Source organism: Spirillospora sp. NPDC046719 (assembly GCF_040645715.1).
Lineage (GTDB): Bacteria > Actinomycetota > Actinomycetes > Streptosporangiales > Streptosporangiaceae > Spirillospora.
Window position 1 is genome coordinate 14,583 of sequence record NZ_JBEYYT010000071.1, and the last position, 15,931, is coordinate 30,513.

The 15,931-nt window shown below is 71.5% G+C and carries 11 protein-coding genes; 7 read left to right on the top strand and 4 right to left on the bottom strand.

All coding sequences use genetic code 11. The annotated features are described in order from the left end of the window. Window positions 1-109: 109 nt before the first annotated feature. Window positions 110-4,987 carry an NAD-glutamate dehydrogenase gene (locus tag ABZ914_RS15260; protein ID WP_500193538.1) on the top strand — a complete coding sequence of 1,626 codons (4,878 nt, stop codon included), beginning with the start codon at window positions 110-112 and terminating at the stop codon, window positions 4,985-4,987. A 73-nt stretch (window positions 4,988-5,060) separates the two neighbouring features. Here ABZ914_RS15260 and ABZ914_RS15265 read toward each other — a convergent pair whose 3' ends face one another. From ABZ914_RS15265 to prfB, 3 genes are all read right to left on the bottom strand, one after another. Further along, on the bottom strand, window positions 5,061-5,975 hold the full coding sequence (locus ABZ914_RS15265; protein WP_500193539.1) for a DUF8094 domain-containing protein: 915 nt from the start codon (window positions 5,973-5,975) through the stop codon (window positions 5,061-5,063). Between the two features lie 171 nt (window positions 5,976-6,146). Continuing rightward, window positions 6,147-7,124, bottom strand: coding sequence for a DUF8094 domain-containing protein (locus tag ABZ914_RS15270; protein ID WP_500193540.1), 978 nt, complete (start codon window positions 7,122-7,124; stop codon window positions 6,147-6,149). 104 nt (window positions 7,125-7,228) lie between these two features. Next, the gene (prfB, locus tag ABZ914_RS15275) at window positions 7,229-8,341 is read right to left on the bottom strand and encodes a peptide chain release factor 2 (protein WP_151541273.1); all 1,113 of its coding nucleotides are present in this window, start codon (window positions 8,339-8,341) and stop codon (window positions 7,229-7,231) included. A gap of 146 nt (window positions 8,342-8,487) precedes the next feature. On the opposite strand from prfB, the gene ABZ914_RS15280 reads away from it, so the two are divergent. Continuing rightward, window positions 8,488-9,528, top strand: a complete 1,041-nt coding sequence (locus tag ABZ914_RS15280; protein ID WP_500193541.1) for a DUF8094 domain-containing protein — start codon at window positions 8,488-8,490, stop codon at window positions 9,526-9,528. 22 nt (window positions 9,529-9,550) lie between these two features. Here ABZ914_RS15280 and ABZ914_RS15285 read toward each other — a convergent pair whose 3' ends face one another. Further along, window positions 9,551-9,736 (bottom strand): hypothetical protein, encoded by a 186-nt coding sequence (locus tag ABZ914_RS15285; RefSeq protein WP_190863025.1) that lies wholly within the window; start codon window positions 9,734-9,736, stop codon window positions 9,551-9,553. Between the two features lie 444 nt (window positions 9,737-10,180). On the opposite strand from ABZ914_RS15285, the gene ftsE reads away from it, so the two are divergent. The 5 genes from ftsE (at window position 10,181) to ABZ914_RS15310 (ending at window position 15,694) form a co-directional block, all read left to right on the top strand. Further along, window positions 10,181-10,870, top strand: coding sequence for a cell division ATP-binding protein FtsE (ftsE, locus tag ABZ914_RS15290; RefSeq protein WP_151541270.1), 690 nt, complete (start codon window positions 10,181-10,183; stop codon window positions 10,868-10,870). Window positions 10,871-11,074: 204 nt separating this feature from the next. Next, window positions 11,075-11,980 (top strand): permease-like cell division protein FtsX, encoded by a 906-nt coding sequence (ftsX, locus tag ABZ914_RS15295; RefSeq protein WP_190863023.1) that lies wholly within the window; start codon window positions 11,075-11,077, stop codon window positions 11,978-11,980. Between the two features lie 59 nt (window positions 11,981-12,039). Next, complete coding sequence (locus tag ABZ914_RS15300) at window positions 12,040-13,221, top strand: S41 family peptidase (protein ID WP_500193542.1); 1,182 nt, start codon at window positions 12,040-12,042, stop codon at window positions 13,219-13,221. A gap of 5 nt (window positions 13,222-13,226) precedes the next feature. Then, entirely contained in the window at window positions 13,227-13,700 is a 474-nt protein-coding gene (gene smpB / locus ABZ914_RS15305) for an SsrA-binding protein SmpB (RefSeq protein WP_190863019.1), read from the top strand. A gap of 8 nt (window positions 13,701-13,708) precedes the next feature. Further along, window positions 13,709-15,694: a penicillin-binding transpeptidase domain-containing protein gene (locus tag ABZ914_RS15310; protein ID WP_500193543.1), complete on the top strand. Its 1,986-nt coding sequence runs from the start codon at window positions 13,709-13,711 to the stop codon at window positions 15,692-15,694. The last annotated feature ends 237 nt before the right edge of the window (window positions 15,695-15,931 follow it).

Sequence of the window (15,931 nt, forward strand, 5' to 3'; positions counted from 1 at the left end):
GACCTCGCGGACTGGCAGGTCGGCTTTGGGGGATTTCCCTGGTTTACTGGCGCAAGTGAGCAGCGCCACAACGAGGTGGCGAAGTGTCTCAAGGAGAGTGTTGTTGGTGATGGGCGGCAGGCTCGATCAGGCGAAGGACGATCTGCTCCGGAGGGCGGCGGAGACGTGCGCCCAGCGGCCGGGGGCGCGTTCGGCGGGGGACGTCGAGGAGTCCACCGCCTACCTTCGGCTCTACTACCGTCACGTGGCCTCGGAGGATCTCCTCGCCCGGGATCCGGCCGACATCTGCGGGCCCGCGATGGCGCACCGGGCGCTCGGTGAGGAGCGGCCGCAGGGCCGCGCCAAGGTGCGGGTGTTCACGCCGACGATCGAGGAGTACGGCTGGGACCCCGGCCACACGGTCGTGCAGGTCGTCACCGACGACATGCCGTTCCTGGTCGACTCCGTGACGATGGAGCTGACCCGGCACCAGTTGGCCACCCACCTGATCGTGCACCCGCTGCTGGGGGTGGACCGCGACGTCGCGGGGCACCTGCGGGCGTTCCGCGGCAAGCACGACAGCCCGTCCGACATCGACGAGTCCTGGATCCACATCGAAGTGGACCGTACCAGCGACCGCGCTTTGCTGGACCGGTTGGAGAAGGACCTGGCCCGCGTCCTGAACGACGTGCGGGTCGCGGTCGAGGACGAGCCGAAGATGCGGGCGCGGGCGGTGGAGATCGCCGCGTCGATCCGGGAGGCGTCGCCGCCGCTGCCGGACAAGGAGCTCGCCGAGGGCGTCGAACTGCTGGAATGGCTCGCCGACGGGCACTTCACCTTCCTCGGCTACCGTGACTACACGCTCGTCGACGACGGGCGGACCACGGCCGCCGCCGGGGACCACAGCCGGCTCGGCCTGCGCCCCGAGCCCGGCACCGGCCTCGGCATCCTGCGCAACGACAAGCGGGAGTCCGACAGCTTCGCCGCGCTGCCGCCCGAGGTCCGCGAGAAGGCCACCGAGAAGCGGCTGCTGGTCCTGACGAAGGCGAACTCGCGCTCCACCGTTCACCGCTCCTTGTACCTGGACTACATCGGCGTCAAGAAGTTCGACGAGAGCGGCGAGGTCGTCGGCGAGCGCCGCTTCCTCGGGTTGTTCACGCACGTCGCCTACAGCGAGTCGATCGCGCACGTCCCCGTCCTGAAGCGCAAGCTCGACGAGGTTCTGGAGCGCGCCGGGTTCACCTCCGACAGCTACGACGGCCAGGACCTCATCGAGATCCTGGAGAGCTACCCGCGCGACGAGCTGTTCCAGATCTCCGTGGACGACCTGCTGGGGATCTCGCTGGGCGTGCTGCGGCTGCGCGAGCGCCGCCAGCTGAAGCTGTTCCTGCGCAAGGACCTGTACGGCCGGTTCATGTCCTGCATGGTGTACCTGCCGCGGGACCGCTACACCACCAAGATCCGGCTGCGCATCCAGGAGATCCTGCGCCGGGCGTTCGAGGGCGTCAGCGTCGACTACAGCGCGAACGTGACCGAGTCGCTGCTGGCCCGCCTGCACGTGGTGGTGCGCGGCGAGCGGGGCCGCCCGCTGCCGGACGTGGACGTCGAAGGGCTGGAGGACCGGCTCGCCGCCGCGACCCGCTCGTGGGAGGACGACCTCGCCGACGCCATCGTGGAGCAGTGCGGCGAGGAAGGGTCCGGGACGCTCGCCCGCCGGTACGGCGACGCGTTCCCCGACGGCTACAAGGCCGACTTCCCGGCCCGCACCGCGGTCGCCGACCTGCGCTTCCTCGACGACCTCACCGACGAGGACGACACCTCCATCAACCTGTACGAGCCGTTCAGCGCCGAGCCCGGCGAGCGGCGGCTGAAGATCTACCGGCGGGGCGAGCCGATCTCGCTGTCGCGGGTGCTGCCGCTGCTGCAGAACATGGGCGTGGAGGTCGTCGACGAGCGCCCGTACGAGGTCAACACCTCCGACGGGCAGCGGTACTGGGTCTACGACCTGGGCCTGCGGTACGCGCCGCCCGGGGACGTCCCGGAGGAGGCCATCAAGGGCCTGTTCCAGGACGCGTTCACCGCGCTGTGGCAGGGCCGGATCGAGAACGACGGGTTCAACGCGCTCGTCCTGCACGTCGGGCTGAACTGGTGGCAGGCGATGATCCTGCGCGCCTACGCCCTGTACCTGCGGCAGACCGGGACGACGTTCTCCAAGCGGTACATCGAGCAGGTGCTGCTGCGGAACGCCGCGATCACCCGGCTGCTGGTGCGGCTGTGGGAGAGCCGCCTCGACCCGGCGCTGGCCGGCGGCGAGGGGGAGCGCAGCCTCGCCATCATCGAGGAGCTCCACGGGATGCTCGACGAGGTCGCGAGCCTCGACGAGGACCGCATCCTGCGCGCCTACCTGGCGCTCGTCCAGGCGACGCTGCGGACGAACCACTACCAGGGCAAGCCCTACCTGTCGATGAAGTTCGACCCGGAGGGCATCCCGGACCTGCCGCAGCCGCGCCCCACCTACGAGGTCTTCGTGTACTCGCCGAAGGTGGAGGGCGTGCACCTGCGGTTCGGGTCCGTCGCGCGCGGCGGGCTGCGCTGGTCGGACCGCCGCGAGGACTTCCGCACCGAGATCCTCGGCCTGGTCAAGGCGCAGGCGGTGAAGAACACCGTCATCGTCCCGGCGGGCGCGAAGGGCGGGTTCGTCGGCAAGCAGCTGCCCGACCCGTCCGTCGACCGGGAGGCGTGGCTGCAGGCCGGCATCGCCTGCTACAAGGACTTCATCTCCGGGCTCCTCGACGTCACCGACAACCTGGTGGACGGCAAGGTCGTCCCGCCGCCGAACGTGGTCCGCCACGACGGCGACGACACCTACCTGGTGGTCGCGGCCGACAAGGGCACCGCGACGTTCTCCGACATCGCCAACGGCGTCGCCGCCGAGTACGGGTTCTGGCTCGGCGACGCGTTCGCGTCCGGCGGGTCCGTCGGCTACGACCACAAGGCGATGGGCATCACCGCGCGCGGCGCGTGGGAGTCGGTGAAGTACCACTTCCGGTCGCTCGGCAAGGACGTCCAGCGGGAGGACTTCACCGTCGTCGGCATCGGCGACATGTCCGGCGACGTGTTCGGCAACGGGATGCTGCTGTCGGAGCACATCAAGCTGGTCTGCGCGTTCGACCACCGGCACGTCTTCCTCGACCCCGACCCGGACCCGGCGGTCTCGTTCGCCGAGCGGCGCCGGATGTTCGAGCTGCCGCGCAGCAGCTGGGCCGACTACGACACCTCGCTGATCTCCAAGGGCGGCGGCGTGTACGCCCGCAGCGCCAAGTCGATCCGGCTCACCCCGCAGGTGCGGGCGGCGCTCGGCATCGACGACGCGGTGAAGGCGATGGCGCCGCACGAGCTGATCAACGCGGCGCTGAAGGCGCCGGTCGACCTGCTGTGGAACGGCGGCATCGGCACCTACGTCAAGGCGGCTTCGGAGAACAACGCCGACGTCGGCGACAAGGCCAACGACCTGCTGCGGGTGAACGGCGAGGAGCTGCGCTGCAAGGTCGTCGGCGAGGGCGGCAACCTCGGCATGACCCAGCTCGGCCGGATCGAGTACGCGCGCACCGGCGGCCTGGTGAACACCGACTTCATCGACAACTCCGCCGGCGTCGACACCTCCGACCACGAGGTCAACATCAAGATCCTGCTCGACCAGGTCGTGCGGGACGGCGAGCTGACCCGCAAGCAGCGCGACACCCTGCTGTACGAGATGACCGACGAGGTCGCGCGGCTGGTGCTGCCCGACAACTACGCGCAGAACGTGGTGCTCGCCGCGTCCCGCGCGCAGGCGCCCTCGATGCTGCACGTCCACGCCCGGTACATGCGCAAGCTGGAGCGCGACGGGCGGCTGAAGCGGCGCCTGGAGTTCCTGCCGGACGACAAGGCCATCGCGGAGCGGCGGCAGTCCGGGCTCGGGCTGACCAGCCCCGAGTTCTCGGTGCTGCTCGCCTACTCCAAGCTGACCCTGGACCACGAGATCGTCGCCTCGGACCTGCCCGACGACCCCTACCTGGAGTCGTGGCTGGTCGACTACTTCCCGACGCCGCTGCGCGAGCGGTTCCAGCCCTACATGGACCGGCACCCGCTGCGCCGCGAGATCATCACCACCACGGTGGTGAACGACCTGGTCAACAACAGCGGCACCACGTTCGTGTTCCGGATGAACGAGGAGACGGGGGCGTCGTCGTCGGACATCGCCCGCGCCTACCTGGTCGCCCGCGAGGTGTTCCAGATGCCGCGGTTCTGGCGGTCGGTGGAGCGGCTGTCGCACCAGGTCGCCGAGTCGACGCAGATCGCGATGCTGCTGGAGGCGCGCAAGCTCACCGAGCGCGGCGCCCGCTGGCTGCTGCACAACCGGCGGCCCCCGTTCGACATCCGGGAGACGATCGACTTCTTCGCGGCCGGGGCGACCACGCTCACCTCGCAGCTGCCGAAGCTGCTCGTCGGCCTGGACCTGCAGGCGTTCGAGCAGCGCCGGGACGGGTTCGCCGAGCGGGGCGTGCCGGACGAGCTGGCCGAGCAGTGCGCGATGCTGGTCACCGCGTACTCGACGTTCGACCTGGTCGGCATCGCGCACGAGTCGGGCCGTCCGGTGGAGGAGGTCGCCGAGGTCTACTTCGACCTGGCTGACCGGCTGCAGCTGGCCCGGCTGCGCGACCGGGTGGTGGCGCTGCCGCGCGACGACCGGTGGCGGTCCATGGCCCGTTCCGCGCTCCGCGACGACCTGTACGCCGCGCACGCCGCGCTGACCCGCGACGTGCTGGTGACGAGCGAGCCGGGCGGGGACCCGGAGGCGCGGATGGCGCACTGGGCGGAGAAGAACAAGACCGCGGTGCAGCGCGCCCAGCAGACCCTCAGCGAGATCTGGGAGAGCGACAGCTTCGACCTGGCGACGCTGTCGGTCGCGCTCGGCTCGATCCGCACGCTGGTGACGGCCAGCTCCCTCCCGTCCACCGAAGGCTGACCGAACGAGGTTCACGTGCGGCGTGTCGCCCTTACCGAAACCGGGATAGGGGCGGCACGCCGCATCTCGGCGGTCAGCGGGCGGCGGTGAGGGAGACGGATTCGCCCAGGACGCGGCCCTTGCCGGACGGCGGGGCGTAGCCGATCGCGAGCCACTGCCACGACGCGTGGACGGTCCCGCCCGGCTTCCGGCCGTCCTTCGCGAGGTGGTCGCGGACGTCGGCGGGCAGGCCGGGCTCCGTGCCGCCGGTGAGCGTCGCGTCCTGCGTCAGGCCGTACCAGACGAGGGAACCGCCGTCGCTGGTCCGCAGCGCGTACGACGGGCCCGGGCCGGGCTCGAACCCGCCGGGCGTCACCTTCCAGTCGCCCTGCTCGGCCTTGCGGGCGTTCGCCGAGAACGCGTCGGGCATCAGCCCGCTCTCGTCGCCTTTGGCCAGGTAGGCCGCGTGCGCGGCGGGCAGGCCCCGGTCGGGCGCGGGGATCGCGTAGCCCTCGGCGTCGTAGGCGAGGTCGGGGGCGCCGCCCTGGAAGGTGAGCCAGTGCGCGGCGCGCCAGTCGTCCTTGGCGCCGGTCTTCACGAACACGCCGAGGACCTGCTGGTCCTTGCCGTCCGAGCGTTCCAGCGCCGCGATCCCGAACCACTTCGGGTACGCGGAGCGGCGCGGCACGTACAGCACCGGGTTCGCCAGGGAGATCGTCGCGGACTCCGGCAGCCGGCCGTAGATGCGGACGCGGGCCGTCACCGGCGCGGCGAGGGCGCCGGTCACGGTGGCGCGCCAGAGCCTCTCGTCACCGGACGTGATGGCCTTGTTGTGCCGGTCCGTCCAGTCGCGCAGCACCTTCAGGGACTCGTCCGCGCCGACCGCCGGAGAGCCGGTGGGCGTGGCGGCCGCCGCCCCGCCGCCGGTGCCGCCGCCGGAGCAGGCCCCGGTGAGGACGGCGGAGCCGGCCATGACCGCGGCCACGGCCACGCGGGGCGCTCGGCGCACTTCCCACCTCGGCGGACGGAATGTCGAGTATGTCGCGCCAGTGTAGAAGAACGCGGGGCCCCGCCGAGGGCCGCGCGCCGGACGGGAGCGTCCGGTGGCGGCCCGTCGGATGCCGGGACCGGCCCACTGCAGCGGTCGAGAAGAGCGGGACGGCCCGGCACCCGACGGAGATCAGGAACCGTGGGCCGCGATCGCCTTGCGGTACATGCCGGTGACCGTGGCGTGGCCCTTCGGCGGAACGGTGGCCAGGTACTGCACCAGGACGGTCGTGTCCATCCGCGTCCTGGCGGACGCCGCCGGGGCCAGCCCGGTGAGATCACCGCTCACCGCCAGCCTGCCCCGTTTCGCGGCGGAATACGCCTCGTTCTGCTTCACGACGTACCAGACCAGCGCGCCGCGGTCCTTCGTGCGCAGCGCGTACACCGCGTACGGCGCCGCCGAGAACGTCGAGGACAGCGTGACGCCGCGCTTCGCCAGCGTCTGCTCGCCCTGCTTCAGGGCGTCGTAGGTCTCGCTGGTCTTCGGCCCCTTCGCCAGCGCCGACGCCCCCGGCGCCGACGGGCTGCCGCTCAGCAGCGCCGCGTGCGCCGCGGGCAGCCGGGCCGGTGCGACGGGCAGCCCCTTGTCGCCGGCGTCCACCGGGGTGGCGTACCCGTCCGGGTCGAGCGCCACCTTGCTCAGCGAGGCGTCCGCCGGGTACGGGTCGGCGGCCAGCAGCCACGGCGCCCCAGCCTTGGCCTGCGTGAACAGCAGCGCGTGCCGCAGCGTCTGCTTGCCCTTGCCGGTGATCGCGTCGGCCGCGAACCAGTGCGGGTAGCCGTGCAGCCGCGGTATGTAGAACACCTGATGGGTGAACTTCAGCGCGGGCGGCCGCTGCCCGATCACGTGCCGCAGCTTCAGCGCGGCCTCGTCCATGGACAGCTGCGGATCGGCCTCGATGCCCGGCAGTCGCCTGCCGTCCAGCTGCTTGCCCACCCGGTTGACCGCGGTGGCGTAGGCGGCCAGCACCTGCCCGGCCTGCTGCTTGGACAGCGCGGGCGGGCCCACGCCGGCCGAGGACGTGTTGTCGTCGCACCCGGCTGCGGCCAGCGCGGCGCCGACCAGCAGAACGGCCGGCAGGAACGTGGACGTGACGTTGCGTGCGGGCATGCAGCCCCCCGTGGATGGAGTCGGTGGATCCGGTCCACGGAAGATAATCGCAGAGTGACCGTGAGATCACTCACCGAATACGAAAACTCGCACGCGGGCGAGGATCAGGCGGAGGTCTCCTGCTGGCGCATCCAGCGGATCTCGGCCTCGATGAACTCGTCGATGTCGCCGTCCAGCACCGCGGTCGGGTTGCCGACCTCGACGCCGGTCCGCAGGTCCTTGACGATCTGGTACGGGTGCAGCACGTAGTTGCGGATCTGCGTGCCCCAGCTGCTGGTGCCCTCACCGCGCAGCGCGGACATCTTCTCCGCCTCCTCCTGCCGCTTGCGCTCCAGCAGCTTGGCCTGCAGCACGTTCATCGCCGTGGCCTTGTTCTGCAGCTGGCTCCGCTCGTTCTGGCAGGACACCACGATGCCGGTCGGGATGTGGGTGATCCGCACCGCCGAGTCCGTGGTGTTGACGCCCTGGCCGCCGGGCCCGGACGACCGGTACACGTCCACCCGCAGGTCGCTCTCGTCGATGTCGACGTGGTCGCTCTGCTCCACCACCGGGACGACGTCCAGCCCCGCGAACGAGGTCTGCCGCCGGGCCGCGTTGTCGAACGGGGAGATCCGCACCAGCCGGTGCGTGCCGTGCTCCCCGCGCAGCGTCCCGTACGCGTAGGGCGCCTTCACGGTGAACGTCGTCGACTTGATCCCCGCCTCTTCGGCGAAGGACGTCTCGTAGATCTCGGTGGGGTAGCCGTGCCGCTCCGCCCAGCGCAGGTACATCCGCTGCAGCTGCTGCGCCCAGTCGGCCGCGTCCACGCCGCCGGCCTGCGCGTTGATGGTGACGAGCGCCTCCCGGGCGTCGTACTCGCCCGACATCAGCGTGCGCACCTCGAGCTGCTGGATCGCCTTGTGCAGCGCAGCCAGCTCCTCGTCGGCCTCCGCGCGCGTGTCGGCGTCGTCCATCTCCTGCGCCATCTCGTACAGGGTGGCCGCGTCGTCCAGCCGCTGGCGCAGCCCCTCGACCCGGCCGAGCTCGCTCTCCAGGTACGACAGCCGGCGCGTCACCGACTGGGCGCGCTCCTGGTCGTTCCACAGGTCGGGGTCGGCCGACTGCTCGCGCAGCTCGGCGATGTCACGCCGCATGCCGTCGAGGTCCAGCACCTGCTCGATGCCCGCGAGGGTCGAGCCGAGCTCCTTGAGCTGCTCTTCCGGTTCGATGCCTGCCACGCTTCGAGCTTATCGCCGTGCGGGCAGTGCCCGGACGCCCGCGGACGCGCGGCGGATGGCAGAATCACGGGCCGGAGGCAGGGCCGGGAACGGCCCGGCGAGGCGTCGGTGCCGGGGGGCGGTAGTTGCGTAGGATCGCGCGGGCGGTGGCGGCCGCCGTGCTGCTGGTGCCGCCGCTCATGATCGGCGGCTGCGGCGGCGGCGACAAGCCGCGGGCCCGCCCCACCCCGGTCATGCCGTCGACCACCCCGCCGCAGCCGGTGCCGCTGACCCTCGACGTCGCCCAGAAGGCCTTCCAGACCTACATCACCGACGAGGACGTGGCCCGCGCCGCCGCCGACGAGCGGCTGGCGCTGACCTGGACGTCCGACGGGCAGTCCCTGCTCACCGCCGCCGAGTTCCGCAAGGCGGCCTTCGACGGCGACCCGGTGCGCCGCTTCACCTACGGCAAGCCGAAGCTGTACGTGCCGAAGCTGAAGGCCGACGCGTACCCGCAGTGGTTCGTCGCGTCCGTGGACCGGTCCGTCGCGGGGGACAAGAAGAGCAAGGAGTCCGCGCTGATGGGCTTCATCCTGCGGAGCCCGACCGACGACTGGCACCTCACGCTGGCGACGGAACTCGCGCCAAAGGCCCGGCTCCCGAAGATCCAGATGGACCCGGACGGCTACGCCGAGCCGCTGAGCTCGGACGACTCCACGGTGCTGATCCGCCCCCGCGACGTCGGCGGGATCCAGGCGACCATGGCCGCCGAGGGCGCCGCCAGCGTCGCCGCCAAGGTCATGGAGACCGGCCCGCTCACGTCCGGCTACTACCAGCAGACCAAGCGCGCCAAGAAGAAGGCCAAGGAGCAGGACCTCACCCTCACCATCGTCTACACGGCCACGCCTTATCCCTACTTCGGGCTGCGCACGAAGGGCGGCGGAGGGCTGATCCTGTACTCGCTGTTCCGCAACAACGCGGTCGTCGGGCCCGGGGCGCCCGGGCCGAAGCCGGAGATCCCGAAGGAGGCCGAGCACCTGCTGGACGGCACCGTCGAGGGCGATGAGATCGACACCACGGCGACGTTCCAGTTCGCCGCCTACGACCCGCCGCGCGCCAAGAAGGGCAAGCCGCAGCCCAAGGCCGAGCTGGTGGCCGACGACGGAGCGATCTCCAAGGCCGCCACCCCGACCCTCAAGAAGCCCTGAGGGCCCCTGGCGGGACGGGCCGTCAGCCGTAGACGCGCTGCAGGACGAGGGCCGCGAACAGCAGGGCCACGAGGACGGCCAGCACGACGGCGGGCGGGACGGAAGGTCCGTGTTGGTGCAGCTCCGCGCGCGCGGCGCGGCAGGTGGGGCAGCGTCCCTCGACCACCGGATTCGAGCACCGAGCGCAGATCAGATGTTCGCAGCTCATGTCGTGGGCCCCACTCTCCGTGAACGGTACGTGGCTCCATATGGGGATACGTCGATCGTCGACCGATTAGGTATCTTTCACCATCATCCAGCGTAGCCGGACTGTATGGTCGTTCCGGCAAGTCCGGGAGCTTGACGGCATGAAACGGCCGGACGTCGGGAGACGGTACATGACACAGCACGGACAGGTCGGGGCCCCGCGGGGCGCCGTCCGCGCCGTCGTCCCGTCCGCGCGCGACACGCCGTTGAACGCGGCGGGCCCCGGGCGTTCCCACCCCACGGAGGGGGACGAGGTAGTTGACTGTCCCCTCTACACTGCTCGAAGGTTCCACGGCCCCCCTGGTCGCGGAGCCGGGCGGCGCAGGTCGCAGCACGCGGACGGCCAGTCCGCGGCCGGCGGCCGGGCCGCTCCCCAACCCCTAGACTGAACCGCCGTGATGCAGCCGTGATCAATTTCGACAACGTCACCAAGGTCTACCCGAGCCAGAACCGCCCCGCTCTCCAGCATGTGAACGTCGGCATCGAGAAGGGCGAGTTCCTGTTCCTGGTGGGCCCGTCCGGGTCCGGGAAGTCGACCTTCCTGCGCCTCATCCTCAAGGAGGAGCGCCCGTCCCAGGGTCACGTGCACGTGGCGGGCAAGGACCTGAGCCGTCTGAGCAACTGGAAGGTGCCGCACCTGCGCCGCAGGATCGGCTGCGTCTTCCAGGACTTCCGGCTGCTCCCCAACAAGAACGTCTTCGAGAACGTCGCGTTCGCCCTCGAGGTGATCGGCAAGCCGCGGCGCTTCATCGGCAAGGTCGTCCCCGAGGTCATCGACCTCGTCGGCCTGGAGGGCAAGGCCCACCGGATGCCGGACGAGCTGTCCGGCGGCGAGCAGCAGCGCGTCGCGATCGCGCGGGCGTTCGTCAACCGGCCGATGATCCTGCTGGCGGACGAGCCGACGGGGAACATCGACCCCGCCACCTCGATCGGCATCATGAAGGTGCTCGACCGGATCAACCGCACCGGCACCACCGTCGTCATGGCCACCCACGACGCCGCCATCGTCGACGCGTTCCGCAAGCGCGTCGTCGAGCTGGAGGACGGACGGGTCGTCCGCGACCAGTCCCGCGGGGTGTACGGCCAGGCGTACTGACCCGGGCCCGGCGCACCGAGCCGGCACGAGCCCCCATCGACCACGGCCCGACGGGCCACCGCCGCGGACCCCTCCAGCGGCGGCTCCATCTGAACCCGACGGATCCCACCGGGCGTACGACTCAGGCAGAGGGGACGCCCGCTCAGGGCCCGCACCGCGGAGCCCGTGCCGGCGGCGGGAACAGGCGATCAAGGACAGCGAGGCATGCGCGTACAGTTCGTTATGCAGGAGATCTGGATCGGTCTCCGCCGGAACCTGACGATGACGATCTCACTGGTCATCACCGTCGCCATCGCCATGGCGCTCTTCGGCACCGGACTGCTGCTGCGCCAGCAGGTGGCCGCGTCCAAGGACTACTGGTACGACAAGATCGAGGTCTCGATCTTCCTGTGCGCGAAGACCAGTTCCAACGCCAACTGCCAGAAGCAGGACGTCACCGACCAGCAGCGGTCCGAGATCCAGGCGCAGCTGAAGAAGATGCCGCAGGTCTCCAACGTCCAGTACGAGAACAAGCAGCAGGCGTTCGCGCGGTTCAAGGACCGCTTCGCCGGCTCGCCGGGGTTCGTGCAGAGCACCCGTGAGGGCGACATCCCCGACTCGTTCCGGGTGAAGCTGAAGAACCCCGAGGAGTACAAACCGGTCGCGCAGGCGATGCTGGGGCATCCCGGCGTCGACACGGTGATCAACGAGCAGCAGATCCTGAAGAAGTTCTTCAAGATCCTGAACGGGCTCCAGGCGGCGGCGCTGGGCATCGCGCTGATCCAGGTGATCGCGTCGGTGCTGCTGGTCGGGAACACGGTCCGGCTGTCGGCGTTCAACCGGCGCCGGGAGACCGGGATCATGCGGCTGGTCGGTGCGTCCAACACCTATATCCAGCTGCCCTTCATCCTGGAGGGCGCGATCGCGGGACTGATCGGCGGGCTGTTCGCCTCGGTGCTGCTGGTGATCAGCAAGAAACTGCTGATCGACCGGCTGGCCGGGACGGTGCAGCTGGTCAGCCAGCTCGGCTGGTTCCAGGTGATCATGGTGATCATCGTGTCGATCTGCTTCGGCGTGCTGCTCTGTGCCGCGTCGTCGTTCCTCACCCTGCGCAGATACCTGAAGATCTAGCCGTACTCGTCCGACGGAGCGGCGGAGGGCCGCGCGGCCGCGGTTTTACACTTGCCGACATGTCCGTCCCAGGCCGCATGCTGCGCGGCGCCGCCGTCGCCACCGCGATCCTGTGCGCCTACGGGCTCGGGGTGCTGAGCGGTGAGGGGCGCCCGGACCGCCGGGCGGCCGCGGGCGGGTCGGTGCTGGACGAGGCCGCCGCGAAGATCGGCAGCCGGGCCGCGCGGCCGGTCGGCCGCGGCGAGCTCGACCGCGCCGCCATCGAGGGCATGCTGCGCGGCCTCGGCGACAGGTGGGCCCGCTACTACCCGGCGGCCCGCTACGACGACATGGAGGGCCGCCTGAACGGCCGGTACAGCGGCGTCGGGATCTGGCTCGGCAGCGCCGACGGCGATCCGCGGGTGCGGGTCGCGAGCGTCCAGCCGGGCACCGCCGCCGCCCGTGCCGGCGTCCTCGCCGGCGACGTCGTGACCGCGGTCGGCGGCGCCCCGGCCGAGGGCTGGGACGTGACGCGGGTCGCGGCGGCGCTGCGCGGGCGCCCCGGCGACGCCGTCGAACTCACCGTCCTCCGCGGGCGTCGGACAGAGGAGTTCCACCTCGTCCGCACCCCCGTCTCCGGAGGCGACGTCACCGTGACCGACCTGCCCGACCACGTCCGGCTGATCCGGGTGGGCGCGTTCACCCGCGGCACCGGACGCCAGGTCCGCGACGCGGTGACCGGGCGGTCGCCGTCCGGCGCCCCGTCCGGCGCCCCGGCCGGCGGGATCATGCTCGACCTGCGCGGCGACCCCGGCGGCCTGCTGGACGAGGCGGTCGAGACGGCGTCGGCGTTCCTGCCCGGCGGGCTCGTCGTGACTTACGAACCGCGCGGCGGGCCCGTCCAGCGGCGCACCGTCACCGCGCCGGGCGACGCGCGGACCCCGCTCGTCGTGCTGGTCGACGCGGGGACCGCCAGCGCCGCCGAGGTGGTCGCCGGATCCCTGCGCGACCGGGACCGCGCGGTGATCATAGGATCGCGTACGTACGGGAAGGGCTCGGTGCAGGAGTCGGTCCGGCTGGCCGACGGATCGGCGATCGAGCTGACCGTGGGTCGCTACCGCACCCCGGGCGGCCGTAACCTCGACGGGGTCGGGATCGAACCCGACGTGGCGGTCTCCGCCGACCGCCCTCCCTCAGTGGCCGAGCAGCGCGGCCGGAGCGTGCTGCGCGGCCTGCTCGCGACGACGCCGGACAAGGACTGATCACAGTGCCACGCGACACAGGGCGCAAGCTCATCGCCCAGAACAAGCGTGCCCGCTACGACTACCACATCGACGACACGTGGGAGGCGGGCATGGTGCTGATGGGCACCGAGGTCAAGGCGCTGCGCGCCGGCCGCGCCTCCCTCGCCGACGGCTACGCCCACGTGATGGACGGCGAGGTGTGGCTGGAGAACGTGCACATCCCCGAGTACACGCAGGGCACCTGGACCAACCACGCGCCGCGCCGCCGCCGCAAGCTGCTGCTGCACCGCCGCGAGATCAGCAAGATCATCGCCAAGTCGTCCGAGCCGGGCTGGACACTGATCCCCCTGGCGCTGTACTTCAAGGACGGTAAGGCCAAGGTCGAGATCGGCCTGGCCCGTGGTAAGAAGGCCTACGACAAACGCCAGGCCATCGCCAAGCGGGAAGCCGACCGGGAGATGCAGAAGGCGGCGGCCGCCCGGTTCAGGAGACGGTAAGGGTGTCGATGACCAACCGAGGCCGCGGACGCCTCCCGCGCAGGCGGCTCCCGCGCGGGAGCCGCACCGTGCGCCGCCGCGCCGTCTCGCTGGCGGCCTGCGGCGCCCTCGTCGCGACGATGACGACGGGCTGCTGGGCGGAGCCGTCCGCGATGCCCGCCGTCCGCGACTTCCTGATCGCCTGGCAGGTCGGCAACTACCCGGCCGCCGCGAAGAAGACCGTCGGCACCGACCGCAAGGCGGTCGAGTCCGCGCTCGGCGCCGTCCGCGCCCAGTTGGACGCGGCGTCGCTGCGGCTGTCCCTCGGCGTCTCCGACGACCAGGGCCGCGTCGACGACACCAAGGTGAAGGCGATCGCCAAGAACGGCGACGACGCCGACGCGCGGTTCTCCGTGAAGATCGACCTCGGCGAGAACGGGCAGCCCTGGGAGTACCTCGGCCACATGCACCTGCGCCGGGTCGGCGGCAAGTGGAAGGTCGTCTGGAACCCCTCGATCATCAACCCGCAGCTCGGCCCCGGCCAGCGCCTCGCGGTGGTCTCCGACGTGCCGAAGCGCGCCCCGATCGAGGACGGCGCGGGCCGCAGCCTGCTGCACGAGGTGTACTCCTACGACATCGGGGTGGTCCCCGGGCGCCTCGCCGACGCGCAGGCCACCGTCGACCAGCTCGCCAAGGTGGCCAAGTTCGCCGGCGGCCGCCGGCTGGACTCCGAGCGGCTGCTCGGCCGGGTCCGCTCGGCCCCGCCGCAGAAGTTCCTGTCGCTGCTGACCCTGCGCTACCCGGAGCAGAGCGCGCTGGCCCAGCGGCTGAAGCAGGTCCCGGGCCTGAAGATCAACGCGATCAAGGCGCCGAGCGCCCCGAACTACGCGCCGGAGCTGGTCGGCGAGCTCGGCCCGGCCACCGCCGACCTGCTCCAGCAGGTCGGCGCCCCCTACCAGCCGGGCGACACGATCGGCGTCAGCGGCGTCCAGCTCCTCCAGCAGCGCCGGCTCGCCGGGACGCCCAGCGTGAGCGTCGTCGCGCAGGACGCCACCGGCAAGCAGACGCAGGTGCTGAAGACCTGGCCCGGGGTCGCGCCGCAGCCCGTCTCCACCACCCTGGACCCGACCGTCCAGCGCAGGGCCGACGCCGCGCTCAAGGCGCTGCACTACCCGGCGTCCCTGGTGGCGCTGCGCCCGAACACGGGCCAGGTCGTCGCGGTCTCCAACCACGCCACCGGCGGCGAGAACCGCGCCTTCGAGGCCCACTACCAGCCCGGCCTGGCGTTCGGGATGGTGTCCGCCGAGGCGCTGTTCGAGCAGGGGGGCATGAAGCAGAACACCAAGACGTCCTGCCCCGGCAGCGTGACGGTCGGCGGCAAGACGTTCACCAACAAGGCGCACGCCGACACGGCCTTCGCCAACACCTTCGCCCTCGGCTGCGCGACCACGTTCGCCCAGCTGAGCAGCAAGGTCGACGCGCGCGCCCTGCAGTCCGCGGCGTCCCAGCTCGGCATCGGCCGGGGATGGGGCGTCTCCGTCCCCGCGTTCACCGGGTCGCTGCCCCCGCTGAACAGCGAGGGCGCCAAGGCCGCCGCGATGGCCGGCCAGGGCGTCGAGGTCAGCCCCCTCGCGATGGCCCTGGTGGCGGGCGCCGCCCGGACCGGCACCTGGAGGTCCCCCTACCTGCTCACCGACCCGCCCAAGGCCGCCGACGTCGGCGCGCAGAACCTGCCGTCGGACCCCGTCGCCAACCTGACGACCCTGCTGGGACGCACCACCTCCAAGGGCGTCGCCCGCGCCGCCCACGTCACCAACGACGTCGCCGGCACCGCGGCCACCGCCCAGTACACCGAGGGCGGCAGGCAGAAGACGGTGTCCTGGTTCGTCGGCTCCGCGGGCGAGCTCGCGTTCGCCATCGCGATCGAGGGGCCGTACTCCGCGTCCTCGGTGGCCGCCGCGTTCCTGCGCGGCATCCCCGCCAAGGCCAGGACGGGCACCGGTACCGCAGGCTGAGCGATCCCGCCGGGACTTGGGAATCTCTTTGCCCGGCGGGACGCAACCGACCCGGCCTCCGGGTGCGTCTTCCCGGGTGACTGAGTATCCGCTTGGGGGGTTGCGGACTCGGTCGCAGTGATGAGACCAGAGCCTCGTCTCGGGGGAGGCTCTGCCGTCCGGACCGGCCTGACCCTGCCGGTCGACCCCGGTGGCAGCCTCGGGAGCGCGGGGTGGCCGAGGACGAGCCCGCCGCGC